The organism is Lelliottia sp. WB101 (assembly GCF_003051885.1).
Taxonomy (GTDB): Bacteria; Pseudomonadota; Gammaproteobacteria; order Enterobacterales; family Enterobacteriaceae; genus Enterobacter; species Enterobacter nimipressuralis.
This window is the reverse complement of sequence record NZ_CP028520.1, coordinates 557,510-584,110: the sequence shown is the minus strand read 5'-3', so window position 1 is coordinate 584,110 and position 26,601 is coordinate 557,510. Positions and strand designations below refer to the sequence as shown.

General features: G+C 55.2%; 25 protein-coding genes and 2 pseudogenes. 20 read left to right on the top strand and 7 right to left on the bottom strand.

Annotated features, from left to right (window positions below):
* Positions 1–22: 22 nt before the first annotated feature.
* Positions 23–199: pseudogene (locus tag DAI21_RS23160) on the bottom strand (transcriptional regulator); the annotation flags it as partial.
* Between the two features lie 745 nt (positions 200–944).
* Here DAI21_RS23160 and DAI21_RS02740 point away from each other — a divergent pair.
* From DAI21_RS02740 to DAI21_RS02685, 12 genes are all read left to right on the top strand, one after another.
* Positions 945–1,796, top strand: a complete 852-nt coding sequence (locus tag DAI21_RS02740; RefSeq protein ID WP_107702438.1) for a flagellin — start codon at positions 945–947, stop codon at positions 1,794–1,796.
* A gap of 184 nt (positions 1,797–1,980) precedes the next feature.
* Positions 1,981–3,300, top strand: coding sequence for a flagellar filament capping protein FliD (gene fliD / locus DAI21_RS02735; protein ID WP_234419512.1), 1,320 nt, complete (start codon positions 1,981–1,983; stop codon positions 3,298–3,300).
* Between the two features lie 16 nt (positions 3,301–3,316).
* Positions 3,317–3,712: a flagellar export chaperone FliS gene (fliS, locus tag DAI21_RS02730; RefSeq protein WP_100778003.1), complete on the top strand. Its 396-nt coding sequence runs from the start codon at positions 3,317–3,319 to the stop codon at positions 3,710–3,712.
* Positions 3,705–4,010 carry a hypothetical protein gene (locus tag DAI21_RS02725; protein ID WP_100778002.1) on the top strand — a complete coding sequence of 102 codons (306 nt, stop codon included), beginning with the start codon at positions 3,705–3,707 and terminating at the stop codon, positions 4,008–4,010. Before fliS ends, DAI21_RS02725 begins: the two co-directional genes overlap by 8 nt.
* The gene (locus tag DAI21_RS02720; RefSeq protein WP_234419511.1) at positions 4,010–5,059 is read left to right on the top strand and encodes a flagellar hook-length control protein FliK; all 1,050 of its coding nucleotides are present in this window, start codon (positions 4,010–4,012) and stop codon (positions 5,057–5,059) included. The genes DAI21_RS02725 and DAI21_RS02720 overlap by 1 nt, the downstream gene beginning before the upstream one ends.
* A 3-nt stretch (positions 5,060–5,062) precedes the next feature.
* Positions 5,063–5,530 (top strand): flagellar basal body-associated protein FliL, encoded by a 468-nt coding sequence (gene fliL / locus DAI21_RS02715; RefSeq protein ID WP_100778001.1) that lies wholly within the window; start codon positions 5,063–5,065, stop codon positions 5,528–5,530.
* A 22-nt stretch (positions 5,531–5,552) separates the two neighbouring features.
* On the top strand, positions 5,553–6,245 hold the full coding sequence (locus DAI21_RS02710) for a FliA/WhiG family RNA polymerase sigma factor (protein WP_164971819.1): 693 nt from the start codon (positions 5,553–5,555) through the stop codon (positions 6,243–6,245).
* A 7-nt stretch (positions 6,246–6,252) separates the two neighbouring features.
* Entirely contained in the window at positions 6,253–7,116 is an 864-nt protein-coding gene (gene motA, locus DAI21_RS02705; RefSeq protein WP_100777999.1) for a flagellar motor stator protein MotA, read from the top strand.
* Positions 7,116–8,036, top strand: a complete 921-nt coding sequence (gene lafU, locus DAI21_RS02700; protein ID WP_102105717.1) for a putative lateral flagellar export/assembly protein LafU — start codon at positions 7,116–7,118, stop codon at positions 8,034–8,036. Before motA ends, lafU begins: the two co-directional genes overlap by 1 nt.
* A gap of 11 nt (positions 8,037–8,047) precedes the next feature.
* Positions 8,048–8,806, top strand: coding sequence for a C40 family peptidase (locus DAI21_RS02695; protein ID WP_107702436.1), 759 nt, complete (start codon positions 8,048–8,050; stop codon positions 8,804–8,806).
* A 37-nt stretch (positions 8,807–8,843) separates the two neighbouring features.
* Complete coding sequence (gene parM, locus DAI21_RS02690) at positions 8,844–9,893, top strand: plasmid segregation protein ParM domain-containing protein (protein WP_107702435.1); 1,050 nt, start codon at positions 8,844–8,846, stop codon at positions 9,891–9,893.
* Positions 9,886–10,425, top strand: coding sequence for a hypothetical protein (locus tag DAI21_RS02685; RefSeq protein WP_107702434.1), 540 nt, complete (start codon positions 9,886–9,888; stop codon positions 10,423–10,425). The genes parM and DAI21_RS02685 overlap by 8 nt, the downstream gene beginning before the upstream one ends.
* Positions 10,426–10,497: 72 nt before the next feature.
* Here the strand turns inward: DAI21_RS02685 and DAI21_RS02680 are convergent, their stop codons facing one another.
* Positions 10,498–10,779, bottom strand: a complete 282-nt coding sequence (locus DAI21_RS02680) for a YjcB family protein (protein ID WP_100777994.1) — start codon at positions 10,777–10,779, stop codon at positions 10,498–10,500.
* A gap of 496 nt (positions 10,780–11,275) precedes the next feature.
* On the opposite strand from DAI21_RS02680, the gene DAI21_RS02675 reads away from it, so the two are divergent.
* On the top strand, positions 11,276–12,673 hold the full coding sequence (locus tag DAI21_RS02675; RefSeq protein WP_100780779.1) for a sensor domain-containing diguanylate cyclase: 1,398 nt from the start codon (positions 11,276–11,278) through the stop codon (positions 12,671–12,673).
* A 338-nt stretch (positions 12,674–13,011) separates the two neighbouring features.
* A complete protein-coding gene (locus tag DAI21_RS02670; RefSeq protein WP_100777993.1) occupies positions 13,012–14,598 on the top strand; it encodes an EAL domain-containing protein in 1,587 nt (528 codons plus the stop codon).
* Here DAI21_RS02670 and soxS read toward each other — a convergent pair.
* The gene (gene soxS, locus DAI21_RS02665; RefSeq protein ID WP_100777992.1) at positions 14,595–14,921 is read right to left on the bottom strand and encodes a superoxide response transcriptional regulator SoxS; all 327 of its coding nucleotides are present in this window, start codon (positions 14,919–14,921) and stop codon (positions 14,595–14,597) included. The two genes, DAI21_RS02670 and soxS, sit on opposite strands and share 4 nt — an antisense overlap.
* Positions 14,922–15,019: 98 nt before the next feature.
* On the opposite strand from soxS, the gene soxR reads away from it, so the two are divergent.
* The 4 genes from soxR (at position 15,020) to DAI21_RS02635 (ending at position 20,083) form a co-directional block, all read left to right on the top strand.
* The gene (gene soxR, locus DAI21_RS02660) at positions 15,020–15,478 is read left to right on the top strand and encodes a redox-sensitive transcriptional activator SoxR (protein WP_100777991.1); all 459 of its coding nucleotides are present in this window, start codon (positions 15,020–15,022) and stop codon (positions 15,476–15,478) included.
* Positions 15,479–15,844: 366 nt separating this feature from the next.
* Positions 15,845–16,513, top strand: a complete 669-nt coding sequence (locus DAI21_RS02650) for a glutathione S-transferase family protein (protein WP_107702433.1) — start codon at positions 15,845–15,847, stop codon at positions 16,511–16,513.
* A gap of 304 nt (positions 16,514–16,817) precedes the next feature.
* Entirely contained in the window at positions 16,818–18,167 is a 1,350-nt protein-coding gene (ghxP, locus tag DAI21_RS02645; protein ID WP_102105724.1) for a guanine/hypoxanthine transporter GhxP, read from the top strand.
* A gap of 272 nt (positions 18,168–18,439) precedes the next feature.
* Complete coding sequence (locus tag DAI21_RS02635) at positions 18,440–20,083, top strand: Na+/H+ antiporter (protein ID WP_100777988.1); 1,644 nt, start codon at positions 18,440–18,442, stop codon at positions 20,081–20,083.
* Between the two features lie 69 nt (positions 20,084–20,152).
* Here DAI21_RS02635 and DAI21_RS02630 read toward each other — a convergent pair whose 3' ends face one another.
* Positions 20,153–21,040 (bottom strand): LysR family transcriptional regulator, encoded by an 888-nt coding sequence (locus tag DAI21_RS02630; RefSeq protein WP_100777987.1) that lies wholly within the window; start codon positions 21,038–21,040, stop codon positions 20,153–20,155.
* 102 nt (positions 21,041–21,142) lie between these two features.
* Between DAI21_RS02630 and DAI21_RS02625 the strand changes: the two genes are divergently transcribed.
* Both DAI21_RS02625 and DAI21_RS02620 read left to right on the top strand, forming a co-directional pair.
* The gene (locus DAI21_RS02625) at positions 21,143–21,553 is read left to right on the top strand and encodes a CidA/LrgA family protein (RefSeq protein WP_107702432.1); all 411 of its coding nucleotides are present in this window, start codon (positions 21,143–21,145) and stop codon (positions 21,551–21,553) included.
* Positions 21,546–22,235: an LrgB family protein gene (locus DAI21_RS02620; RefSeq protein WP_100777985.1), complete on the top strand. Its 690-nt coding sequence runs from the start codon at positions 21,546–21,548 to the stop codon at positions 22,233–22,235. The genes DAI21_RS02625 and DAI21_RS02620 overlap by 8 nt, the downstream gene beginning before the upstream one ends.
* Before the next feature lie 37 nt (positions 22,236–22,272).
* On the opposite strand, the pseudogene actP reads toward DAI21_RS02620, so the two are convergent.
* The 3 genes and pseudogenes from actP to acs form a co-directional block, all read right to left on the bottom strand.
* A pseudogene (gene actP / locus DAI21_RS02615) lies at positions 22,273–23,921 on the bottom strand (cation/acetate symporter ActP).
* Positions 23,918–24,232, bottom strand: coding sequence for a DUF485 domain-containing protein (locus DAI21_RS02610; RefSeq protein WP_100777983.1), 315 nt, complete (start codon positions 24,230–24,232; stop codon positions 23,918–23,920). Before DAI21_RS02610 ends, actP begins: the two are co-directional and overlap by 4 nt.
* Positions 24,233–24,322: 90 nt before the next feature.
* On the bottom strand, positions 24,323–26,281 hold the full coding sequence (acs, locus tag DAI21_RS02605; RefSeq protein WP_107702431.1) for an acetate--CoA ligase: 1,959 nt from the start codon (positions 26,279–26,281) through the stop codon (positions 24,323–24,325).
* Positions 26,282–26,601: the final 320 nt, after the last annotated feature.

Here is a 26,601-nt window from a genome sequence, read left to right as displayed (position 1 = left end):
TTTGTTGTTTGCCGTCGTCTTCTAAAGCGGAGCGTAAAGCATGGATGGCATTGGGCAGACTATTATTACCAATAACCCGACGCTCCCAGACCAGCGTCGTCAATTCTTCGCGAGTGAGAATTTTTCCTGCATTTTCAAGAAGTACATCTAATAGTTTTAATTGATATTCCCCCAGGCGTTTTCTTTCGCCCGTGACCATGCTTATGAGAGACCCGGAGGGTAGATCAACTAACCAGTTATTAACGGTGGAATATTTTTTTCTCATGGCGACAGGTGACAAAAAGCCACTCCTGAATCAATTATTCATCTCCGCACCGAGCGAAAAAGTCGCGCAATGCTTAATGTAAATTAATCATTAATTCCGTTTAAAATTCATTTGAGAATTGCCGCGTGCCTGCGGAGATTATGCAAAAACGAGCGGTTTTACGACGTAAACAGGGATTTCGCTCTGCGGAACGGCATGTGCTTGCCGGTCATTTTCCGCCTTTTCCAGTATGAGATTAGGAAGTTTCTCTTCCTTGACACATTTTTACGCGATAAAACTGTGATGTGCAACAAATTATTAAGTTAATTCTCTAAACAACCATTAATGAGAATCGTTAAACGTTAATAGTGATCTGTGGATGTATTTTATATTAATAGATTGTTCTTTTATGTGAATTTGGTGTTTTATTTTTTCCCGTCGATAAAATATTGTTACATTTGGATAAATGAATACATTAAATATTTTTAAGTTGCGTTTAAGTTAAGGATAGAGTGTGTCGCATTGGTTTTTAATTTACCTTTCGCAATTTATGCGGTTATTACTCAGACCAGGCTTTTTCTTATAGACGTAATTTTTAATTTTTTTTCATCGCCGATTTAATTCTCCCTTTCAGTGTGTCGTTTTACTTGAGTACCAGAGAGAAGAGCCTGACAGACAGGTTCACAAGGAGATTACTAACATGGCACTTTCTATTTTCACTAACGCGTCTTCCATGGCTTCTACTAACGCACTGAATAAATCCAACAGCATGCTGTCTACTGCAATGGAACGTCTGGGTACCGGTAAACGTATCAACTCCGCAGCGGACGATGCAGCTGGCCTGCAAATCGCAACCCGCCTGCAGGGTCAGAGCAATGGTATGGCTGTTGCACAGCGCAACATCTCTGACGCGACTGCGCTGCTGCAGACCGCAGAAGGTGCTTTTGATGAAGTGAGCAACATCATGTACCGCATGAAAGACCTCGCAACACAGGCAGCGAACGACACGAACGGTACTGAAGATCGCGCTGCGCTGCAGTCTGAAATGGACGAACTGAACGCTGAACTGACCAACATTATGGACAACACCAAATACGCAGGCGAAAACCTGTTCGGTACCACTGGCAAATTCAGCAAAGAGATGAACTTCCAGATTGGTGCTTCAGAGGGTGAAAACCTGAAAGTTGACGTGAAAACTGAGCTGGATAATGTGACCGGTTCCGGCGGTATGGGTGCTCTTACTGGCTCTGGCGCGACGCTGACCACTGTTTCTGGCGCACAGGCGATGATCTCTAACGTTGAAAATGCCATCTCTGAAGTAGGTACCCTGCGTTCTAAACTGGGTGCAAACATCAACCGTCTGGGCCACACCGCGGCTAACCTGGCGAACATGAAAGACAACACCGACCTGGCGCTGGGTAACATCCGTGATGCTGACTTCGCGTCTGAAGCCTCCAGCATGACCCGTAACCAGATGCTGGCCCAAACCAGCATGTCCATGCTGAAGCAGTCCAACAGCATGTCCGGAATGGTGATGTCCCTGCTGGGCTAATCCCAATCCGTTCGATGAAAACACCGCTGTAAGGCGGTGTTTTTGTTTGCGGCCTTTCCCCTTCCTGTCTTTTCCCATTCGGGGAAAGTTGCCTTCCCGGTAAATCGTAACTAACTGAATTAACTAAATTTAAAAACTGGCACGATGGTTGCATTAACTGAGCATGGTTTAGCAACAGGTGCGAATGGAGACAACTACTATGGCAGATTTCAGCAGCATAGATCCGACGACGCTGGCGCAGTCGCTGGCGTCCTACGACATTATGTCGATCCAGAATCAGCTGAAGACCAAAACAGCCACGATGACGTCGCAGAAAAAAGCGCTGGACGCGCTTCGCACCGCATTAACCGATTTTCGCAGCGCCATTAAAGGGCTGAACAGCACCAATGACGGGATGTTGCAAAACAGCGCCACCGTCAACCGCGAAGGGATTGCGACCGTTACGGCCAACTCCTCGGCGCAGAAGGGCACATACAACATCGAAGTCGATCAGCTGGCGTCTGCCCATCAGATCGGTTTCGGCGATCTGACGGATGATGCCATCAAAGATGCCACCGGCATGATGGAGATCACCCTCGGCGAAGGGGCGGATGCGAAAACCATCAACGTTGATATGGACAGTATCAACAGTCTGAGCGATCTCACCAAAGCCATTAATGGCGATGAAAATAACCCCGGCGTCACCGCTTCGCTGATCCGCACCGACGGCAAAGTGACGCTGATGCTGAGCAGCGACGAAAGCGGCGCAGCCAATAAGGTAACCGTCGGCGGAACGGCAGGTTTTGACTCGGCTAACGCCAAAGAGATCTCGAAAGCGCAAGACGCCAAATTCCGCATGGGCGAAATGGAATTTTCCAACAGCAGCAACACGCTGGATAAGCTCATCGACGGCGTGACCATCGAACTGACGTCGAAGACCGAAGCCGACAAGCCGCTGACCATCACCATCGGCACAGATACAGCGGCCACCAAAGAGCAGCTGCAGACCTTCATTACCTCATACAACACCCTGCAGGACACGCTGCAAAAGCTGACCAAAAGCGGCAGCGGCGACGGTGAAGAGCGCGGCGCGTTTGCGGGCGATGCCACGATGGCCTCCCTCGATCGCGAGCTGAACGACGTGCTGCGCACCCAGTTTGGCGGCAAGCGGATGTCCGATTTCGGCATCACAGCGGATAAAGACGGCAAGCTGGAGATCGACAGCAAAAAGCTCGACGCCGCGCTGACCGCCGATCCGCAGGCGCTGACGGGCCTGTTCAACGGCAAAGACGGGCTGATCGCGGCGGTGGATAAATCCCTCGACCGTTACCTCAATTCGACCACCGGCCTGCTGAAAGGTCGCCAGGAAGTGCTCGACCGCCAGCAGAGCGATATCGACACCAAAACCGAAGCCATGAATTCGCGTTATGACTCCTCGTATAACCGCTATCTGAAGCAATTTACTCAGTTGCAGCAGGCCATGGCCCAGATGGAAAACACCAAGAGTATGTTTGGTTTAGAGTAAGGAAAACAGAGCTTTTATGTACGGGAACGAACAGCAGGGCTTCGGCCATTACCAGCAGTCCGACTTAGCAATTCAGGCGGCGGCAGCGAATCCGCATCAACTGGTTTTGATGCTGTTTAACGGCCTGATGGATGAACTGGTGCGGGCAAAAAGCCACATCGCGGCGCGTCGCTATGACCGTAAAGTCCAGAGCATTAACAAATGCATCGACATTCTGAATGCGCTGACCAGCTCGCTGGATTTCGACAAAGGGGGCGAGCTGGCGCTGAGCCTGGCGAACCTCTACGACTACTGCGTTTATCGTCTGTATGACGCCAGCCATAAGCTCTCCGTTGAGCACGTTGAAGAGGTGGAAGTGATCCTCCGCAACCTGCAGGACGGCTGGGAAAAAATGGGGCAGCAGAATGGATGATCTACAGGTTATGCGTTTTCTGGCGCGTTCCCTGGAGCAGGCGGCCAGTCAGCACGACTGGCCGAAAATGCAGGAGGTCGACGCGCAGATCGCCGGGCTGTTGATCTCCCTGCAAGGGCAGACGCTGACAGCGGAAAAACGTGAGGCGCTGACGGCACTGCGCACGGTGCATCAGCAGGTGAGCCAGTATAGCCAGCAGCAAAGCGATGAGCTGGCGCAGCAGATGGCCCGCGCGCGTCGCAACCGTGAAGGCGCAAGCGCCTACGCGCAGTTTGCCGATGTGGGAGAGAGAGGCTGATGAATCTGCTGCTCACGCCACTGACGTTAACGCCTGCCACCCCGGAGCCGGGAGCCATTGCCCCGGCGCTGCCCGCGACGGAGACAGCGTCGGCGATGCTGCCGGGTACGCCTGTCGGCGAGCCCGCGCCTGCGGCGTTCAACGACGCGCTGCTCAATATCATCAATAACCTGTTGGGCGGTGAGAAAACGCGCGACACCACCATGGTGCTGGCGGGGCTTAAGACGGATGACGAAGACGACGACGTGACGACGGACACCGCCGACCGCGCACAACCGGCGCCGGATACGCTAACGCCACCGCAGGCGCTGCTGGACACCTTGCTGATGGCAAGCCAGATGCCGGTCAAAACGCTGAATGCCGCCCCGGCCGCACCGCAAAGTGGCGAAGCGCTAAAAATGCAGACGCTGTCGGCGGGGCTTATGCCGCAGGCCCACGCGTCACAACCGACGCCTTTGCCCGCACCATTACCTGTGGCGCAGGCGCAGGCAGTCGAGCATACCAAACCGCTCGCCGCCGAGGTGGTGAAAACCCTGGCTGACGTGCTGCCTGCCGCAGGGCAACCGGTCGCCAGCGGGCAGACATTCTCGACGGCGATGGAGAAGCAAACCGTGCATTTGCCGCCGGTCAAACTGGACGCAGACGAAACCAAATGGGCGCAGCAGTTGCACAGCGCGCTTAACGATCGGCTGCAGATCCAGGTCAAAAACCAGGTGCAGCACGCCACCATCCGTCTCGATCCGCCAGAGATGGGCAAAGTGGATATCTCGCTGCAGATCGAAAATGGTCGAATGCAGGTGCACATCAGCGCCAGCAACAGCGAGACGGCGCGCGCGCTCCAGCAGATCAGCAATGAACTGCGCCAGAGCCTGACAGAGCAAAACGTTGTCCAGGTGAACGTGCAGGTATCTACCCAGTCCGGACAGCAGCAAGGACGCGGACAGCAACTGCCATCCCAGGCAGACAGGCCTGAAGCAGGGGCAGAGATAGCCGCAGAGGACGCACACTCCACTGACGGTACAGACGATTCAGTATTACTTACGGTTTAACTTATGACTTTGAAGACTTTTTCTTTAGGGCTGGTGATTGCCCTGATAGCAGCCACTTTTGCCGCCGTACTGACCGTCATGGGCACGCATTTGCTCAGCCAGGACGAGCATAAACGCTCCATCATTTCTGATTTCTTCAGCTCGTCGAAAGAGAGCGTGGTGGAGTTTGTCGAAATCAAAAACGTGGTCGTGACCTTAAAAAGCCCCGGCGATTCCGAGCGCTATCTGCTGCTGGAACTGGCCCTGACCACTGATTCCGCCGCCGACACCAGCCGCGCGGAGGAGATGTCTCCGGCCATTCGCGGCGCGACGGTCAATGCCCTCTCGGCGATGGACTACGACGCGGTGCGTGAAATGAGCGTGGAAGCCCTGCGCGATAAGCTGATGAATGCCTACACGGCACGCTTTGAGAGCCTCAATACGCGTATGCCGTTTAAAGACGTCATCATCAGCAAAATGGTTTTCCAGTAAGAAACGGTAGTCGACTGACATGATGGATTTTATTGCGGATGACGCGCTGACCCCAGCTGACGAAGCGAAGTACATCAACGCGTACTTACCGCTTGTGCACCGGGTGGTGAAGCAGCTCTCCTGGCAAACCAGCAGCGTAATGGACAAAGAGGACATGGAGCAGATCGCCCTGATGGGTCTGTTGACCTCCCTGCGTCGCTACGGCCACCCCGATGAGCAGTTTGGCGCTTACGCGGCTGCGCGCGTGCGTGGCGCGGTGCTGGATGAGCTGCGCGAGCTGGACTGGCGTCCGCGTCGGCTTCGACAGAAGAGCCACAAGATCAACGATGCGATCCGCGATATCACGCGCAAGCTGGGGCGCACGCCGACGTTTGAGGATCTCAGCGAGCACCTCTCCATCACCGCTGACGAATACCACGAGTATTTACTGCTGGATTGCGCCAGAACGCTGGAAAGTCTCGATGAATTATTAGGTGAGGATGCGCTGCACGGCACCCTCAACACCCGCTCGCTGGAGGACGAAATGGTCACCAGCGGCACGTTAAAGGCTGCGCTGGCGAGCCTTGATGAGCGTGAACAACTGATTCTGACGCTCTATTACCAGCAGGAAATGAGTCTGAAAGAAATCGCGCTGGTTCTCGATCTGACCGAGGCGCGCGTCTGCCAGCTTAATAAAAAGATCGCTCAAAAGATCCAGTGTTTTTTCCAGAAGTGAAAGGTATATGCAAAAGTTTCTCGGTATTTTCATTATTTTTGCCTGCGTTGTCGGCGGGTTTCTGATGTCCGGCGGCCGTCTCGCCTCGTTCTGGCAGCCCGGTGAAATCATCATCATTTTAGGGGCCGGTCTGGGGGCGATGGTGCTCGCGAATCCGCGTCCGGTTCTGGCGGAAATGTATCGTCAGTTTCGCGGCATTATGCGCAAAAACGAGTACACGGATGAGTATCAACGCCAGCTGCTGATGCTGCTGTTTGAACTGCTGGAGCTGGTGCAGGACGGTGGTCTGAAGGTGCTGGATGCACACATCGAAGTGCCGGAAAGCAGCCCGCTGTTCCAGAAATATCCGCTGATCCTGCAGAACAAAGCGCTGATCACCTTTATCTCTGACAACTTCCGCCTGATGGCGATGGGCAAGATCAACGAGCATGAGCTGGAAGGGATTCTGGAGCAAGAGCTGGTGGCGATGGAAGAGAACCTGCTGCAGCCGTCCCGCTCGCTGCAACGTACCGCAGAAGCGATGCCGGGCTTCGGTATCTGTGCGGCGGTACTGGGGATCATTATCACCATGCAATCCATCGACGGCTCCATTGCGGTGATCGGCGTGAAAGTGGCGGCGGCGCTGGTCGGGACCTTCCTCGGCGTCTTCTTCTGCTACTGCCTGATGGACCCGGTGGCGAATGCCATGGAGCAGAACACCAAAAAACAGCTCGCGGTGATCGAGTGCGTGCGTACCGTGCTGGTGAATCACGTGGCGGGCAAGCCGACGCTGCTGGCGGTGGATGCCGGACGTAAAATGCTGCCGCTCGATTCGAAACCGACCTTCGCCACGCTCGACGGCTGGGTGAACCAGATGACGGGTGAATCCTGATGCGCGGCACACGCGGAAAAGAACATACCACTATCATCAAACGCTCCTCGCGCAAAAGCCACGACACCTTTCATGGCGGGGCGTGGAAGGTGGCCTTCGCCGACTTTACCCTCGCGATGATGGCGCTGTTTATGGTGCTATGGATCATGGGCTCGGTGACGGAAGAGGAGCGCAAAGAGATCGTCTCTCAGCTCAACGGCGAGTCGATTTTTGAGGGCAACTCCCTGACGCCAATCACCCAGCCGCACGGCAGCGGCGGTAAAATTGCGGTCACGGAAAAACGCGATCGCGAAGCGAAAAAATCATCCGCAGAAAAACCGATGACTATTCAGGCTGGATTGAAAGGCGAAAGTCTGGAGGACGTGAATAAGCGTTCTCAAAGGGAGATCGAAGATCTGGCGCGGATCATCATGAAGATCACCTCGGCCTATGATGCCCAGTCGAACCTGAAAATGGAGATCGTTCCGCAGGGGCTGCGGATCCTGATCACCGACGATCAGAAGCGCGAGATGTTCCAGCGCAGCAGCGCGATCCTGACGCCGTTCTTCACCCGTCTGCTGACGGAGTTCTCCCCGGCGCTCAACAAGATCGACAACAAAATCATTATCACCGGCCACACGGATGCTACCCGTTTCCGCGATCAGGATCTCTACAACAACTGGAATCTGTCCGGCGAGCGCGCCATGCAGGCGCGTAAAGTCCTGACCAGAGCCGGGTTAGCGCCAGGGAAAATTTTGCAGGTGAGTGGAATGGCCGATCAGATGCTGCTCGACCCGGAAAATCCGCTCAGTTCCTCGAACCGCCGCATTGAAATTATGGTGCTGACCCACTCGGCGAGCGAGTCGCTATACCAGTTCTTTGGTCAGCACGGCGAGAAAGTGATCAAGCCGATCATTGATAAACTCTCGCAGAAACAATAGACGATTGAGTGATGTTGACCTTTATCCCTTTCCCGATCCTGCGCTGTATGGCGCTGGCTGCCGCGCTGATGGTGGCCGGGACTGTTCATGCCGACGCCGCGCCGCGTCGTGAGACGGTCTCCGAAGAAGAGGCCGCCGCCAAAACGCGGATGCGCAATCGCGCGGCGCTGCTGAAAAAAGCCCGCACCCGCATCGCCGTGGTGCCGGTGACGCCGGAGCAAAAGCGCAAGCTGAGCGAGGCAAAACGCCTTGAGCGCGTACAAAACCGCGAACAGCTGGCGATGCATAAACGCTGGCAGCCCGGAAAACTCTCTACGGACATGATCTGGGAGCCGCTCCCCGGCGAGAAGATGAGCCCGCGCCTGCAGGCGTCGCTGAAAAAAGTGATTCATTTGCTGCAAGAGCAGATTGGCAAACCCTACGTCTGGGGCGGCCAGACGCCGGAGCAGGGCTTTGATTGCAGCGGCCTGGTGTTCTACGCGTTCACGCCGGTGCTGAGCCGCAATCTGCCGCGCACCGCCAACGGTATGTATCAGGACCGCACGCTGCGCCAGATAAAACAGGACAAATTGCGACGCGGCGATCTGGTGTTCTTCAACATCAACCAGCGCCCCGGCGCGGATCACGTCGGCGTCTACCTCGGGGACGGCAAATTTATCGAAGCCCCGCGCACCGGCCTGAATATTCGCATCAGCCAGCTTTCCGATAACTTCTGGCAGGACCACTATCTCGGTGCCCGCCGCATTTTAACTGACGAGGCTGTGCTCTGACGCGGCCCCCTTTTTCAGAACGATTGAGACATTTTCCATGACCCAGACTTGCAAAAAATTCGCCATCGACGACGGTTCCACTAACGTCAAAATCAGCTGGATTGAAAACGGCACCCTGAAGACCGTGGTCTCGCCGAACTCCTTCCGCAAAGACTGGAAGAGCGCGGCGCTGCTGCGCGGCCAGGCGGTGCACAACTACACCATCGGCACCACCAAATACACCTACGATGCCACGTCCGATAAGGCGCTCTCCACTACCCATATCGACTATCAGTACGACGATTTAAACCTGCTGGCGGTGCATCACGCCCTGCTACAGACCGGGGTAACGCCGTGCGACGTAGAGGTGATTGTGACCTTACCGATCACCCAGTTCTACAAGCCGGACGACTGTCAGCGTAACGAAGAGCGCATCGAAGCGAAGCGCCAGAATTTGATGCGCGATATCACCCTGAACAAAGGCGAGCTGTTCCGCATCGTGGATGTGCAGGTGATGCCGGAGAGCCTGCCTGCAGCGCTGTCTCACCTGCTCAACTCGAACGTTAATGAATTTACCAAATCGCTGGTGATCGACTGCGGCGGCACCACCCTGGATATGGGCGTGGTGATTGGCGAATTTGACGATGTGTCGGCCATCTACGGCAACAACGAAATCGGCGTGGCGATGGTGACGGACGCGACGCGCAAACTGCTGGCCGCTGCCGACAGCGACTCCAGCTATCTGGTGGCGAATGAGCTGATCAAGCGCCGCCACGATCTTAACTTTGTAAAAAGCGTGATTAACGACGAATCGCGCATCGACGACATTCTCGAAAAGATTGAGATTAAAATTCAGGAGCTGGGCGATCAGGTCGCTTACGAAGCGAAAAAATTCGCCAAAAACCCGAACCGCGTTTACCTGGTCGGCGGCGGTGCGCACCTGATCGAAGGGGCGATTCGCGACGTCTACGCGACCCTCGGCGATCGCGTGGTGAGCATTGAAAATCCGCAGAGCGCCCTGTCGCGCGAAATCTGCCTGTACCACTCTGACGCCGGTGTGCAGACGGTCGAGGAGCCGTTAATGGCCGAGGTGGGTGACGATGCGTAAGGGACAGATTCGCCGCGTCAATCTGTCCCTGCACCTGACGCCAGACCAGTCGCGCGCGGATCTGCGCGCGATGCAGCAGCTGCAAAAGTGGCATCAGTCCATGGACAAGTCTGCCAGCATTGACGACACGAATATGGAGATCCGCGCGTTCCACCGCGACGTCTACCTGGCGGGCCTGCAGCTGCACCTGATGGACCCGTCCCTGTGCCACCATGTGGCGGAATCGCTGGGGCGCGAAACGCTAACGCTCGCGCAGCTGCTGGGGGAATTGACGCCGCAGGAGTCTGTGCCGGAAAAAGCGGTGGATAGTTCCGCAGAGCAACTGGCGCAGTTGCAGATGATTCGTAACGAAGTCGCAGCTCTGAAGCCGCTGCTGGAGCAGCAGAAGCTGGCGTTACAGCAGTTACGAATGGCCGGGAAAACGGCGGCGGAACCTGAGCGCGCGGCGAGTGGCAAAGAAGAGCTGGATTTGAGTCAGGTGGATGCGCCGACGGAGAAGATGAAGAAGGTACGGCAGAAGGGCATTTTCTAACGGCTTGTGCCTGTTATCCTGACCCTCTCTCTGTGTGAGAGGGCCGGGATGTGAGGACTAAACACGCAGCGATCAGGTAATGACCATCGGCCAGTCAGGCGGGGTATGGCTCATCGCTTCGATCATCACCTCTTTCATGTTGCCCCAGATCGTCGCCACGTCCACCATGGTGATACCCAGTAATCCCGTCGCGAACCAGCATGCAGCGCCTACGCCCAGTAAGGTGCTAATCACCGCCAGCCCCGCAAGGTCAGATTTACGAAATTGAATGTTCAGCGTGCTGGCTAAAAACATCAAAACCGCACTCAACAACGGCCAGCGCAGTAAAACCATGCTGGTGGTAATGGTCGCCATAAAACCAGATCCTCGGAAAGCGTGTGAACAACAATGAAACAGTGTTTCGCGTTACAGAATATGTGTGAACTATATCACATTTGTTCTTTTATTCGCCAGTCTCGTTGCGGCAAAAATGTGCGCTTTTTAACCCTTCTCAGGAAAAGAAGGGGGACGCAAAATATATCTTTGCAGACTAATCGTGATTTCATGTACGTCTTTATAACGAATTCATTGAGATACAAAAGTCTCTACAGCCAGGAGGGGTCTGTACAATATTTACAGTATTTGACCTATGGCTTATGCTTGAACGGACAATAAAATATACACAATTAATAATTCAGGTTACTGAATTCATTGCTTTTTATTCTCTGGTGTCACTTATTATTCACACACACATGCAATTTTTCACATATTTATGCGTTGCCTGGAATAAAAGCTCTCAATGAGATTATTCGAATCCTGAGTTATTCGTTGCGCCTGTTTTCTATGTTTCAACGACCTGCGAATAAACATGATGAAAGAGACATGCCGCGAAATTGTTAACGACAGCATGCAGGCTTTGCATGCTTTAGCAAAATTGATGCCGCTGTTAACGTCCCAGTGTTCGCTGACTGAGATGCTGGAAACGATCAACCGCTCGCTGGGTTCGGCGCTGGCGTGGGTGAGTGTGGATGATGATAGCGGCTTGCCGCGCGTGGTTTGCGCGGGTGATGTCACCTGCCACTCTTTTGAAGTGACCGATTTTCTTGCCAGCACGCTGATGAAGCGTCATCACCGCTCGTGGCGCGCCATTTACTGGAAAGAAAATATTGGCCGCTCGCTTTTTAACGCCCAGCATCCGGGTTATGTGCAATTACAAAGCGGCGTGTTATGTAAACTCTCTTCCCGGGATGGCAGCTGCAACGGCTATTTCTTCCTGGGTTTTTCGCAACGATTGTGTGCATTACCGACGCTGAAAAATGTGGTGGTCGTGCTGGTCGAAAAATTAAAAGATTATTTTGCCGATATGATTTCCCGCGAGCGAACGGCAAAAGAGATGCAGCTGGTGGTGACGCAATATAAAACGTTATTTGAACGCGCGCCGGTATTAATGAACTCTTTTGATCGGCGTAATCGCTGCGTATTGTGGAATATGGAGTGTGAAAAGATATTTGGCTGGACGATGGCGGAGATCAATATGTATCCCGATCCGCTGGCGCTCTTTTATCCCGACCCGGAAGTGCGGCAGCGGGTCCGCGAATCGGTCCATGTGTCGCCTCTGAAAGACATGTACGAGTGGCATCCGATCCGTAAAGACGGGGAAGAACTCACCATTCTGTGGTCGAACATTCTGCTGCCGGACGGCTCTATTCTGAATATTGGTCTGGATATCACCGAGCGTAAAAAAGCCGAGCAGCAGCTGGCGCTGAAAGCCACCACCGATGACCTGACTGGCTGCTTGAATCGTTCGGCAATTTTACAGGCGCTGCAGAGCGCTCTTGAGCGCAATCAAACGCGTGACAGCCCATTCTGCGTGCTGATGTTTGACCTGGATTATTTCAAGCAGATCAACGACGAGTGGGGCCATCAGGTGGGTGATGCCGCGTTGATCCACTTCTGCGATCGCCTGCGCGAGTTAAGCCCTGCACATTCCGCACTGGGGCGGGTTGGCGGAGAAGAGTTTTTACTTCTACTCTCAGAGGCGGACTGTGAAGCGGCTATAGCCCTCTCGACAAAACTGCGCGCGGCGCTGCTGGAGCGGCCGATGTGGGTGGGCGATAAATCTCTGCTCCTCACCTTTAGCGCCGGAGTGGTGGAGGTCGGACGTGGACAGCGCGATACCTCGTCGCTGCTTACCCGCGCCGACAAAGCTTTATATGATGCAAAACGAAGCGGCAGAGGAAAAACGGTGATTGCCATTGATTATTTATAAATCAATATCGGGGTAAGCCGTATCCAATAAGTCTGAAAATTCATGATCACGCTGAGCTTTTTTCATGCTGTCGTGAGTTTGGCTTAATCAATGATCCTCTGTTGTGTTATCTTAAAACTCACCGTTAAGTCTTGATATTTATTTTCCTTAATAAAAACGGCACGCATTCTTTAAGTTTGGCTTACGGACAAATAATATCGTCATAACCAAATATTGGGTTTCTGATGATAAAAGTCAGTTGCTAACTTCGCATGATTCATGCAACGTAATCACCTGTTTATCAAAGCATCCGGCCTTCATTACTACAGGCACACATATTGCAGGGATATAGGGCGGAAATGAATCGTAGCGCACGGCGCAAGGTGCTGAGGGTAGTCGGGATCATCATGGTAGTTTTGCTACCGGTGATGCTGGCGCTATGGTTTGCCCAGCTAAGAGCCGTCACCGAAACAAGCAGTCAGCTACGCTCCTTTGCGCAACTCGCTTTAGATAAAACTGAACTGGTAATTGAACAGGTTGATTTAGCCCGCGACGCCGCCGAAAAATATCAGGGCGAGATTTGTTCCCCCACCCATCGGCAATATATGTTGAACGTTGTGCGTGGCCGTCTGTATGTGTCCGATTTAATTTATGCCGAAGGCCAGCAGTTTCTCTGCTCCACGGTAATGACTCCCGATAAGCCGTATCTGATACCTGACGCCAATTACAAACGAAAACCTGACGTCTCTATCTATTATTTCCGCGATACACCCTTTTTTGCTGGTTATAAAATGACTTATATGCAGCGCGGGAATTATGTCGTCGTGGTCAATCCGCTCTCATACAGTGAAGTGATGTCGACGGATCACTCTCTGGCATGGGGCGTATTTGATACGGTGACCAATGCCTTCTTTTCCGTCAGCCCGCGGGCCAATATTTCTTTATTACACACGCTCGTCGGAAATGTGAGCGCGCCATTTCAAAAAGACGATCGTTTTTACACCATCGTCAGCTCAGCGAAGCGGCCTATTGCCGCGATCGTCTCGACATCCAATACCCGTTTTTATGAAATTCTTTACCACCAGGCCACATTGACCCTGCCGCTGGGGATGATTTGCAGCATTATTATTTTGCTGGTCTGGTCGCGCACGCACCGTGAATTTAATTCGCCAGGACGGTTATTGCACCGCGCGCTCAATAAGCGCCAGCTGTGCGTTCATTATCAGCCGATCATTGATATTAAAAATAACCGCTGCGTCGGTGCCGAAGCGCTGCTGCGCTGGCCGGGGTTTAATGGCCCGGTGATGAGCCCGGCAGAGTTTATTCCGCTGGCGGAAAAAGAGGGGATGATTGAGCGCATTACCGATTATGTCGTCGAAGAGGTGTTTAACGATCTCGGTGATTTCCTCGGCAACAATCCGCACCTCTATATTTCGATTAACCTGTCGGCGTCGGATTTCCACTCGTCGCGCCTGATTGCCCTGATCTCGGATAAAGCGCGGCATTACTCCGTGCGGGCGCAGCAGATTAAAATTGAGGTAACGGAGCGCGGATTTATTGATGTGCCGAAAACCACGCCGGTGATTCAGGCGTTTCGCCAGGCGGGTTATGAGGTGGCGATCGATGATTTTGGCACCGGGTATTCGAACCTGCATAACCTCTATTCGCTCAACGTCGATATCCTGAAAATCGATAAGTCGTTTATCGATACCCTGACCACCAACAGCACCAGCCACCTGATTGCGGAACACATCATTGAGATGGCCCAAAGTCTGCGGCTGAAAACCATTGCGGAAGGGGTGGAAACGGCGGAGCAGGTGACCTGGCTCCTCAAGCGCGGCGTGCAATATTGTCAGGGCTGGCACTTTGCGAAGGCGATGCCGCCGCAGGAATTTATGACCTGGCAGCAACAGCCTGTCGGCGTGCTGATCCCGCGCACGAGTTAATTCAGCTGGTGGCGGTAGTCGCTCGGCGTGCGGTCGAATTCGCGACGAAACACCCTGGAGAACGTCTGCTGCGACACATATCCCAAATCCATCGCAATATCAAAAATCGGACGCTTGGTCGTGCGCAGAGCCTGTGCCGCCAGCAGTAACCGACGCTGACGGATGTAATCCCCCAGAGTCTGATGCATGACGGTGCGGAACATCCGCTGCAGATACCACTTCGAATAGCCCGACTTTTTAGCGACAGCGTCAATATTTAACGGTTGGTCGATATGTTCATCAATCCATTCAATCAGTGTCTGAATAATTTGCTGATGCGACATAAGGTTGCCCCTCTTTAGATACAACTTTCTCTGTTGATTCGTCGTTTTCTCTGCGGGGGAGTATAATTCCTCAAGTTAACTTGAGGTAAAGAGGTTTTATGGAAAAGAGATTACCCAGAATTAAGGCGCTGCTGACGCCGGGGGAAGTCGCAAAGCGTAGCGGGGTGGCGGTCTCAGCGCTGCATTTCTATGAAAGCAAAGGCTTAATTAAAAGTATCCGCAACGGGGGCAATCAGCGCCGCTACACCCGCGATGTGTTGCGCTACGTGGCGATTATCAAAATTGCGCAACGGATCGGCATTCCGCTGGCGACCATTGGCGATGCGTTTGGCGTGCTGCCGGAGGGGCACTCCCTGAGTACGAAAGAGTGGAAGCAGCTATCCTCCCAGTGGCGTGAGGAGCTGGATCGGCGCATTCATACGCTGGTGGCGTTGCGCGATGAACTGGACGGGTGTATCGGCTGCGGGTGTCTGTCGCGCAGCGACTGCCCGCTGCGAAATCCGGGGGATACGCTGGGTGCGCAGGGGACCGGCGCGCGGCTGCTGGAAGAAGATTGAATTCGCAGGATTTATATGCCGGATGGCGCAATGCATATCCGGCCAACAAAAAACGCACAATCCTGTGGGCTGACTAAAATGTAGTAGCCACCCAACGCAGAAAAAACTAAAGCGCCAGACTAAGGCGCTTTAGTTTATTCCCGGTCTTTGTCTTTCTCTCTATCCCGTTGGTACACGGGAGGGTTTCCCCCGACATCAACACCCCTCATGTCGAGCACGTTGGGGAGGTTCCGGTTTGTGTTGACACTTTAATTGTATGCAAAACCCGGTTGTTCGCCAGTGGCTTTGGTCAGAATCTCGCCAAAACTTTTTCGCCATGTTGTGCAATTTTCTATAGTTAGTTTGTATGAATCACAGGAGAAAACCATGCTGACGCTCCACCACCTGAACCAGTCCCGCTCCCAGCGCGTTATCTGGGCGCTTGAAGAGCTATCTGTGCCGTATCAGATTGTCCGCTACCAGCGTGAAAAGACGATGATGGCGCCCCCGTCGCTCAAAAAAGTGCATCCCCTGGGCAAATCGCCGGTAATCGAGGATAACGGCCTGATCCTCGCAGAGTCCGGCGCCATTCTGGAATATCTGCAGGAGACCTATGACACCCAGTCGCAGCTCAAGCCCGAGGGCGCGGCGGACAAAAATCAGTATCGCTTCTGGCTGCACTATGCGGAAGGTTCCCTGATGCCGCTCCTGCTGATGAAGCTGGTGTTTGCCAGCCTCGGTAAGCCGCCGATTCCGTTTGGTATGCGCTCGCTTGGCAAAGTGCTGGGTGGGGGCGTGCAAAAAGCCTGGCTCAATCCGCAGCTCGAAACCCACGCGCGCTATATCGAATCCCATCTCAGCGAAAACCCCTGGTTTGCCGGTGAGCAGCTGAGCATGGCCGATATCCAGATGACCTATCCGATCTTCGCACTGCTGGCACGCGGTGGGATCGACAATCTTCCGCACACCCAGGCGTGGAAAAAAAGAGTGGAAATGCGTCCTGCCTGGCAACGCGCGATTCAGCAGGGTGGGCCTTTTGAGATCCCTGGCGGGTGACAGATTGTTATCAAATTGCGCATTCACGATAACGTTTGCGCATCCTCTGGTTATTTCTTCAGCGTCATAAGGGAATTTTAGCGAAAAACGATAAAGTTCAGTTGAAAAGGGCGTGGATTACGCTAGATAATCGTTTGCCTTCAATTCACCACCCGTTTTGTCAGCGCGGAGCTAAACGTTTGCTTTTTTTGTGACGGCCCCTTTTCGTCGCAAACGCAGCACAAGGATTTGACGTTTCGCTGGCAGTGGAGTTGTCCACCACGCTGACAGGCGAATGATAAAAATTTCTCAGGGGATGTTTTCTATGTCTACGCCATCAGCGCGTACCGGCGGTTCACTTGACGCCTTGTTTAAAATTTCTGCTCGCGGCAGCACCGTGCGTCAGGAAGTTGTTGCAGGTCTGACGACGTTTCTGGCGATGGTTTACTCCGTCATCGTGGTGCCTGGCATGCTGGGTAAAGCGGGCTTCCCACCGGCGGCCGTTTTCGTTGCCACCTGTCTGGTTGCGGGCGTCGGCTCCATCGTCATGGGTCTGTGGGCAAACCTGCCGCTGGCGATTGGCTGTGCGATCTCGCTGACCGCCTTTACCGCGTTCAGCCTGGTGCTGGGTCAGCACATCAGCGTGCCGGTCGCGCTGGGTGCGGTATTCCTGATGGGTGTGTTGTTCACCATCATCTCCGCCACCGGGATTCGTAGCTGGATCTTGCGCAACCTGCCGCAGGGCGTGGCGCACGGCACCGGTATCGGTATCGGCCTGTTCCTGCTGCTGATTGCGGCGAACGGCGTCGGTCTGGTAATCAAAAACCCACTGGACGGCCTGCCAGTGACCATGGGCCATTTCGCCAGCTTCCCGGTGATTATGTCCCTGATTGGTCTGGCGGTGATTATCGGCCTGGAAAAACTGAAGGTGCCGGGCGGTATTCTGCTGACCATCATCGGTGTTTCGATTGTCGGTTTGATTTTTGATCCGACCGTTCACTTCTCCGGCGTTTTCGCCATGCCGTCTCTGAGCGACGACCAGGGTAACTCCCTGATTGGTAGCCTGGATATCGTCGGCGCGCTGAACCCAATTGTTCTGCCAAGCGTGCTGGCGCTGGTGATGACCGCGGTGTTTGATGCCACCGGCACCATCCGCGCTGTCGCGGGGCAAGCGAACCTGCTGGATAAAGACGGGCAGATTATCGATGGCGGCAAAGCGCTGACCACCGACTCCCTGAGCAGCGTCTTCTCCGGCCTGGTCGGTGCGGCACCGGCGGCGGTGTACATCGAGTCCGCAGCGGGCACGGCGGCAGGTGGTAAAACCGGTCTGACGGCGATCACCGTGGGCGTGCTGTTCCTGCTGATCCTGTTCCTCTCTCCGCTCTCCTATCTGGTTCCGGCCTACGCGACCGCGCCTGCGCTAATGTACGTGGGTCTGCTGATGCTGAGCAACGTGGCGAAAATTGATTTCGCGGATTTCGTCGATGCGATGTCCGGCCTGATTACCGCCGTGTTTATCGTACTGACCTGTAACATCGTGACCGGCATCATGATCGGTTTCGCCTCGCTGGTGATTGGTCGTCTGGTCTCCGGTGAGTGGCGCAAGCTGAACATCGGCACCGTGGTGATTGCCATTGCGCTGGTGGCATTCTATGCGGGCGGCTGGGCGATTTAAGCCTGTCCGACGCCTTAAAACGGGTGGCTTAGGCCGCCCGTTTTCATTTTCAGACCCATTTCGTTGTCTTTTGCGTTACTCTGGAAGCGGTAGAATAGAAGCACGACGCTTCAGCTTATGCCTGTCATACGTTTAGTTGCACGTGCGTTGGCTGCGGTCATTCTCCCTCATCACTTACTTGAGTAAGCTCATGGAGATGCACTTACTGCCACCTTCTTTCAACTCGACTTATTTAGGGCATACACAATAAGAAACACGCAAACAGGGAACGCATGGAAATCTTCTTCACAATACTCATCATGACCCTTGTGGTCTCACTTTCCGGGGTAGTTACCCGCGTACTACCCTTCCAGTTACCCCTTCCGCTGATGCAAATCGCCATTGGTGCGCTGCTGGCGTGGCCGACGTTTGGCCTGCACGTTGAGTTCGACCCCGAGCTGTTCCTCGTGCTGTTCATTCCGCCGCTGCTGTTTGCCGACGGCTGGAAAACGCCGACGCGTGAATTTCTTGAACACGGGAGAGAGATATTTGGTCTGGCGCTGGCGCTGGTTGTCGTCACGGTTGTCGGGATAGGGTTCCTGATTTACTGGATGGTACCGGGCATTCCGCTGATACCGGCCTTTGCACTCGCCGCCGTCCTGTCGCCAACGGATGCCGTGGCCCTGTCCGGTATCGTCGGCGAAGGCCGGATACCGAAGAAAATCATGGGCATTCTGCAGGGCGAGGCGCTGATGAACGACGCCTCCGGCCTGGTGGCGCTGAAATTTGCCGTCGCAGTGGCGATGGGAACCATGATTTTTACCATCGGTGGCGCGACCGTTGAATTCTTTAAGGTGGCGATTGGCGGCATCCTGGCCGGGTTTGTGGTGAGCTGGCTGTACGGTCGCTCGCTCGGGTTCCTCAGCCGCTGGGGCGGTGACGAACCCGCCACGCAGATCGTCCTGCTGTTCCTGCTGCCGTTTGCCTCTTACCTGATTGCCGAACATATCGGCGTATCGGGCATCCTGGCAGCCGTCGCGGCGGGGATGACCATCACCCGTGCGGGTGTGATGCGCCGCGCACCGCTGGCGATGCGTCTGCGCGCCAACAGCACCTGGGCGATGCTGGAGTTTGTCTTTAACGGCATGGTGTTCCTGCTGTTGGGCCTGCAGCTGCCGGGCATTCTGGAGTCCTCGCTGGTGGCGGCAGAAGCCGATCCGAACGTGGAAACCTGGATGCTGTTTACCGATATCGTGCTGATTTACCTGGCGCTGATGCTGGTGCGTTTCGGCTGGCTGTGGACGATGAAAAAATTCAGCCTGCGTTTTCTGCACAAGAAGCCGATGGAGTTTGGCTCCTGGACCACGCGCGAGCTGCTGATTGCCTCATTTGCGGGCGTTCGCGGGGCGATTACCCTCGCCGGTGTGCTCTCGATTCCCCTGCTGCTGCCGGATGGCAACGTCTTCCCGGCGCGTTACGAACTGGTGTTCCTGGCGGCTGGCGTGATCCTGTTCTCGCTGTTTATCGGCGTGGTGATGCTGCCGATTCTGCTGCAACACCTGGAGGTGGCCGACCACTCCCAGCAGCATAAAGAGGAGCGTATCGCGCGCGCGGCGACCGCCGAAGTGGCGATTGTGGCGATTGAGAAGATGGAAGAGCGTCTGGCGTCCGATGCGGAAGAGAACATAGATAATCAGCTGCTGAAAGAGGTGAGTTCGCGGGTGATTGGTAACCTGCGCCGCCGCGCCGATGGGCGTAACGACGTAGAAAGTTCGATGCAGGAAGAGAATCTGGAGCGCCGCTTCCGTCTGGCCGCGCTGCGTTCAGAGCGAGCCGAGCTTTACCACCTGCGTGCTACGCGCCAGATCAGCAATGAGACGCTGCAAAAACTGCTGCACGATCTGGATTTGCTGGAAGCCTTATTGATAGAACAGTAGGGCGCGCGACCTGATGGCGGCATCCATTCCCTCTCCCTTTCGGGGGAGGGGGAACACCCGCCGCAGGACTTACTCCGCTGCGACCCAAAACCCTTCGCAGCACGTCAGCCACGCCTGGGCGCTGTGCGACAAATACACCCCTTCGCGCCAAATCATCCCCAGTTGCCAGTGCAGATCGCTCTCAAGCGGTATCCAGCGCAGCGTGTTCTTATCCAGACGCTCGCAAATCGGCTGCGGCAAAATCGCAATCCCGACGCCCGCCTGCACCATGGCGGCAAGAAAATCCCATTGACCGCTGCGCACGGCGATGCGCGGTTTGACGTCGTGCTGATGGAAAAGCTGCATCAGCTGGCGGCTCAGGGCGAAATCCTCGTTGTAAATCAGCAGAGGATGCTCCGCCAGCAGCTCGGGTTTTACCGTATCGATCTGCAGCCAGTCGCCGGAGCGCGGGACCAGCACGCACAAGGGGTGGCTGAACAGTGGCAGCGTCGCCAGACCGCTGTCCTCTTCGACGGGCAGGGCTGTCATCGCCAGATCCAGTTCGCCGTTCATTACCGCCTGTTGGACGGTCAGCCCGCCGAACTCGGAGATCTTCAGCTCGACGCCGGGATAGCGCTGGCGATAGAGGCTGATCGGTCCGGCCATCATCATGCCAACCATCGGCGGAATGCCTAAGCGCAGCAGGCCCTTGTTCAGGTGGTTAATATCGCCAAGCTCGGCTTCCAGCTGGCGGAACTCAGCCAGAATCGCCAGACCGCGCTCAAACACGACGCGCCCGGTGTCCGTCAGCAACAGCTTGCGGCCATCGCGAATCAGCAGGGTACAGTTCAATTCATCTTCGAGATTTTTCAGCATTTTGCTGATGGTGGGCTGGGTGACAAATAACTTCTCCGCTGCGCGGGTAAAACTCTGCTGGCGAACCACTTCGACAAAATAGCGCAGCGTTCTTATGTCCATGATTATTCCTCGAAACTATACCTTTGATGATTTTAATTCATTTCTGTCCACTCCGTGTGGTCACTATACTGGCGCCTCGTCTCATTTCTGAGGAATTCTCCCATGGCCGTGGCGTTAGGTCGTGTTACGCCTGCTGTTGTGCAACGGCTCCAGGTACCGGTTCAGGTACTGCTTTATGCCGCGCTGTTTGTTTTCGCTGAATATCTCGTTACCTGGCTGCATCTGCCGCTGCCCGCCAATCTGGTGGGAATGTTACTGATGCTGACGCTCATTCTGTGCCGCATCATCCCCCTGAACTGGATCCGCGCGGGTTCTCGCTGGCTGCTGGCGGAAATGCTGCTGTTCTTTGTTCCGGCGGTGGTGGCGGTGGTGAACTATGCGCAGCTGCTGATGGTCGACGGCTGGCGGATTTTCGCCGTCATCGCCCTGAGCACGCTGATGGTGCTCGGCGCAACGGGATGGGTGGTGGATAAAGTCTATCGCTATGAGATCAGCAGGCAGAAGCATGACTAACTTTCACATCAGCGTGCTGTGCCTGGTGGTCACGCTGGTGATCTATTTTGCCAACAAACGCCTCTATCGCCGCTTTCACGCCCTGCCGCTAATGCCGCTGGTCTTCACCCCGTTGTTACTGGTGCTGATGCTGATCTTCGGCCACATCTCCTGGCAAAACTACATCGGTGAATCCCACTGGCTGCTGTGGCTGCTCGGCCCGGCGACTATCGCCTTTGCCGTGCCGGTTTACGATAATCTGGCGGTGATCCGACGCCACTGGATGTCCCTGACGGCGGGTGTTGTGACGGCAACGGTCGTCGCAGTAACCAGCTCTGTGTGGCTGGCACGCTTGTTCACTCTGTCGGATGAGATCCAGCGCAGTCTGGCGGTGCGTTCCGTCACCACGCCCTTTGCGCTTGCGGCGGCGAAACCTCTCGGCGGACAGCCGGATCTGGTGGCGCTGTTTGTGGTCGTAACCGGCGTGTTTGGTATGGCGGTGGGCGATATGCTGTTTTTGCGTCTGTCGATCCGCGAAGGGATGGCAAAAGGCGCCGGGTTTGGCGCGGCGTCGCACGGTGCGGGGACGGCGCGTTCTTATGAGATGGGTCAGCAGGAGGGCGTGGTCGCCAGCCTGGTGATGATGCTGTCCGGTGTGGTGATGGTGCTGGTTGCCCCGCTGGTGGCGTGGGTGATGTTCTGAAGACTCCCCGGCCAGCGTGACCGGGGAGAGTTAGCACTTAATGCGCGCGGCCCTGATCGATCCCAAGACCCGTTTGTGAGCGAATAAACTGGGCGCGGAATTTGTCGCGTTCCAGATTTCCTTCCGGTGAGTTATCGGTGGCCGAGAAGAACCAAATTCCGATAAACGCCACGGCAATGGAGAACAGCGCCGGGTATTCGTACGGGAAGATGGCTTTTTCGTGACCGAGGATCTGCACCCAAATAGTCGGGCCGAGGATCATCAGAATCACCGCCGTCAGCAGGCCCAGCCAGCCGCCAATCATCGCGCCACGGGTGGTCAGTTTTGACCAGTACATGGAGAGCAGAATGATCGGGAAGTTGCAGCTTGCGGCAATCGAGAACGCCAGGCCGACCATGAAGGCGATGTTCTGTTTCTCGAACAGAATGCCCAGCAGAATCGCCACCACGCCCAGGATCAGCACGGTGATTTTAGAGACTTTCAGCTCCTGACGCTCCGTTGCCCCTTTACGCCACACGTTCGCATAGAGGTCATGAGAGACCGCCGATGCGCCTGCCAGGGTCAGGCCAGCAACCACCGCCAGAATCGTGGCGAACGCCACGGCGGAGATAAAGCCGAGGAACAGGTTGCCACCCACGGCATCGGCCAGATGTACCGCCGCCATGTTATTGCCGCCAATCAGCTGTCCCGCCGCATCTTTAAACGCCGGATTCGCCCCAACCAGCATGATCGCGCCAAAGCCGATGATAAAGGTCAGGATGTAGAAATAGCCCATAAAACCGGTGGCATAGAAGACGCTTTTACGCGCTTCGCGAGCGTCGCTGACGGTAAAGAAGCGCATCAGGATGTGCGGCAGACCAGCCGTACCAAACATCAGACCGAGACCGAGCGACAGCGCGGATATCGGGTCTTTCACCAGCCCCCTGGGCTCATGATCGCTTCCCCTTTCGGGTGAACCGCCATTGCTTCGGTGAACAGGTTGTTGAAGCTAAAGCCGACGTGTTTCATCACCATAAAGGCCATGAAACTTGCGCCGAACAGCAGCAGCACGGCTTTGATGATCTGCACCCAGGTGGTGGCGAGCATCCCGCCGAACAGAACGTACATCACCATCAGCACGCCAACCAGCACCACGGCGACGTGGTAGTTCAGGCCAAACAGCAGCTCGATCAATTTACCTGCGCCCACCATCTGGGCAATCAGGTACAGCGCCACCACCACCAGCGAACCGCAGGCGGAGAGGGTACGGATCGGGCCTTGCTTCAGGCGATACGAGGCCACGTCAGCAAAGGTATAACGCCCGAGATTACGCAGACGCTCAGCGATCAGGAACAGAATAATCGGCCAGCCGACGAGGAAGCCGAGAGAGTAAATCAGACCGTCGTAGCCGGAGGTGTAAACCAGCGCGGAGATCCCGAGGAACGACGCGGCTGACATAAAATCGCCCGCAATCGCCAGCCCGTTCTGGAAACCGGTAATGTTGCCACCCGCCGTGTAGTAGTCATTACGCGAGCGCACGCGTTTTGACGCCCAGTAGGTGATGTAGAGGGTCAGCAGCACGAAAATCAGGAACATGATAATCGCCTGCCAGTTGGTCGGCTGGCGTTGGACGTCGCCGGTCAGGGCATCGGCCGCATGCGCCGCAAAAGGCAGTGTGGCGGCTAGCGCCGTCAGAACTCGCTTCATGATGCTTTTACCTCACGCAGTACTGCTTTATTGAGACGATCAAATTCACCGTTCGCGCGCCAGACGTAGACGCCGGTCAGCACGAAGGAGATGACAATCACACCGATGCCGATGGGGATCCCGCGCGTGACGCTGGTTCCGGCGTGCAGGGGCGTGCCCAGCCAGTGCGGGGCAAAGGCGATCAGCAGAATAAAGCCGACGTAGATAATCAGCATGATGATGGAAAGGATGAAGGCAAACCGTTGCCGTTTTTCGACGAGCTCCCTGAAATGCGCACTATTTTCTATCTGCTGATAAATATCAGTATTCATCACAGAACTCTCCAGAGTATTGGTGTAGGGAAGGGCGTTTTTATTATTCCCTCTCCCGAAAGGGAGAGGGTTAGGTTGAGGGGAACTCAGTTACGAAGGCATTGCGATGGCCTGCTTCTCTTCGAGCAGTTTGTCCACCACGCCAGGATCGGCGAGCGTTGAGGTATCACCGAGGTTACTGGTGTCGCCCGCAGCGATTTTGCGCAGAATGCGGCGCATGATCTTGCCGGAGCGGGTTTTCGGCAGCGAGTCGGTCCAGTGCAGCACATCCGGCGTGGCGAGTGGGCCGATCTCTTTGCGCACCCAGTTACGCACTTCGGTGTACAGCTCAGGCGTCGGCTCTTCGCCATGGTTCAAGGTGACGTAGGCGTAAATCGCCTGGCCTTTGATGTTGTGTGGGATCCCAACCACCGCCGCTTCGGCGATTTTCGGATGGGAAACCAGCGCCGACTCAATCTCAGCGGTGCCCAGACGGTGGCCGGAGACGTTCAGGACATCGTCCACGCGTCCGGTGATCCAGTAGTAGCCGTCTTCGTCACGGCGCGCGCCGTCGCCGCTGAAATACATGTTTTTAAAGGTCGAGAAGTAGGTCTGCTCGAAGCGATCGTGATCGCCAAACAGGGTACGCGCCTGGCCCGGCCAGGAGTCGGTGATCACCAGGTTGCCTTCGGTCGCGCCGTCGAGCGGGTTACCTTCGTTATCCACGAGCGCAGGCTGCACGCCGAAGAACGGACGAGTCGCGGAACCGGCTTTCAGCGGGATTGCGCCCGGCAGCGGAGTGATCATGAAGCCGCCGGTTTCGGTCTGCCACCAGGTGTCCATCACCGGGCATTTTTCGTTGCCGATTTTTTTCCAGTACCACTCCCAGGCTTCCGGGTTAATCGGCTCGCCGACGGAGCCAAGAATGCGCAGGGAGGAGCGGTCGGTGCCTTCGATGGCTTTGTCGCCTTCGGCCATCAGCGCGCGGATCGCGGTCGGCGCGGTGTAGAGAATGTTGACCTTATGCTTATCGACCACCTGACACATACGGGCAGGTGTCGGCCAGTTCGGAACGCCTTCGAACATCAGCGTTGTCGCGCCGCAGGCCAGCGGGCCGTACAGCAGGTAGCTGTGGCCGGTGACCCAGCCCACGTCGGCGGTACACCAGTAAACATCGCCCTGGTGATAGTCGAAGACATATTTAAAAGTAGTGGCCGCGTAAACCAGATAGCCGCCGGTGGTGTGCAGCACACCTTTCGGCTTGCCGGTCGAGCCGGAGGTATAGAGGATAAACAGCGGATCTTCAGCGTTCATCGCTTCGGGCTGATGCTGGTCGCTGGCTTTTTCGATCAGGTCGCTCCACCACAGGTCACGCCCCTCTTTCCACTCGACGTTGCCGCCGGTGCGCTTAAGGACGATGACGTTGTTGATGGTTTTGACGTTCGGGTTTTTCAGCGCTTCGTCGACGTTTTTCTTCAACGGAATGCCGCGTCCGGCGCGCACGCCTTCGTCGGCGGTGATCACCAGTTTTGAACTGGAATCAATGATGCGCCCGGCGACGGCTTCCGGCGAGAAACCGCCGAAAATCACCGAATGTACGGCACCGATGCGCGCGCAGGCGAGCATCGCCACGGCCGCTTCCGGCACCATAGGCATATAGATGGCAACCACATCGCCTTTTTTGATGCCCTGCGCTAACAGCACGTTGGCAAAGCGGCAGACGTCGCGGTGAAGTTCTTTATAGGTGATGTGTTTGCTCTGCGAGGCGTCGTCACCTTCCCAGATAATGGCGGTCTGATCGCCGCGCTCGGACAGATGGCGGTCCAGGCAGTTCGCGGCCAGGTTCAGGGTGCCGTCTTCGTACCATTTAATCGAGATGTTGCCTGGCGCGAAGGAGGTGTTCTTCACCTTCTGGTAGGGGGTGATCCAGTCAAGAATTTTGCCCTGCTCGCCCCAGAAGGCATCAGGGTCGGTGAGAGATTGTTGATACTTTTGCTGGTACTGCTCCGGATTTATCAGGCAACGGTCCGCAATATTTGCGGGAATGTCATGTTTGTGAATTTCGCTCATGGCTTTTGTTCTCCTTTTAGGATGTTAATAATATGTCGCAAAAACGTTAATTGTAGGGGCTTTGGTAGCTTTGTTTGTTATTTGGGCGACAGATCACGCAATAAATGAACAGGTGAAAAAAGCAGCAAATGAAACTTTGAAGGAAAATAATTTACACAGTCGATTATTCACAATTAGTTGAAAAAAACCGTTTTTATAACAAAAGGTTATTTATAAGAATTATTACAAATTAGCGTCCTATGACCTTTTTGCAGTGGAAAGCCTTGTTCTTTAAGGCTTGCGCAGCAGGCCATGCAAATGATACTGATACGGCGCGTTAA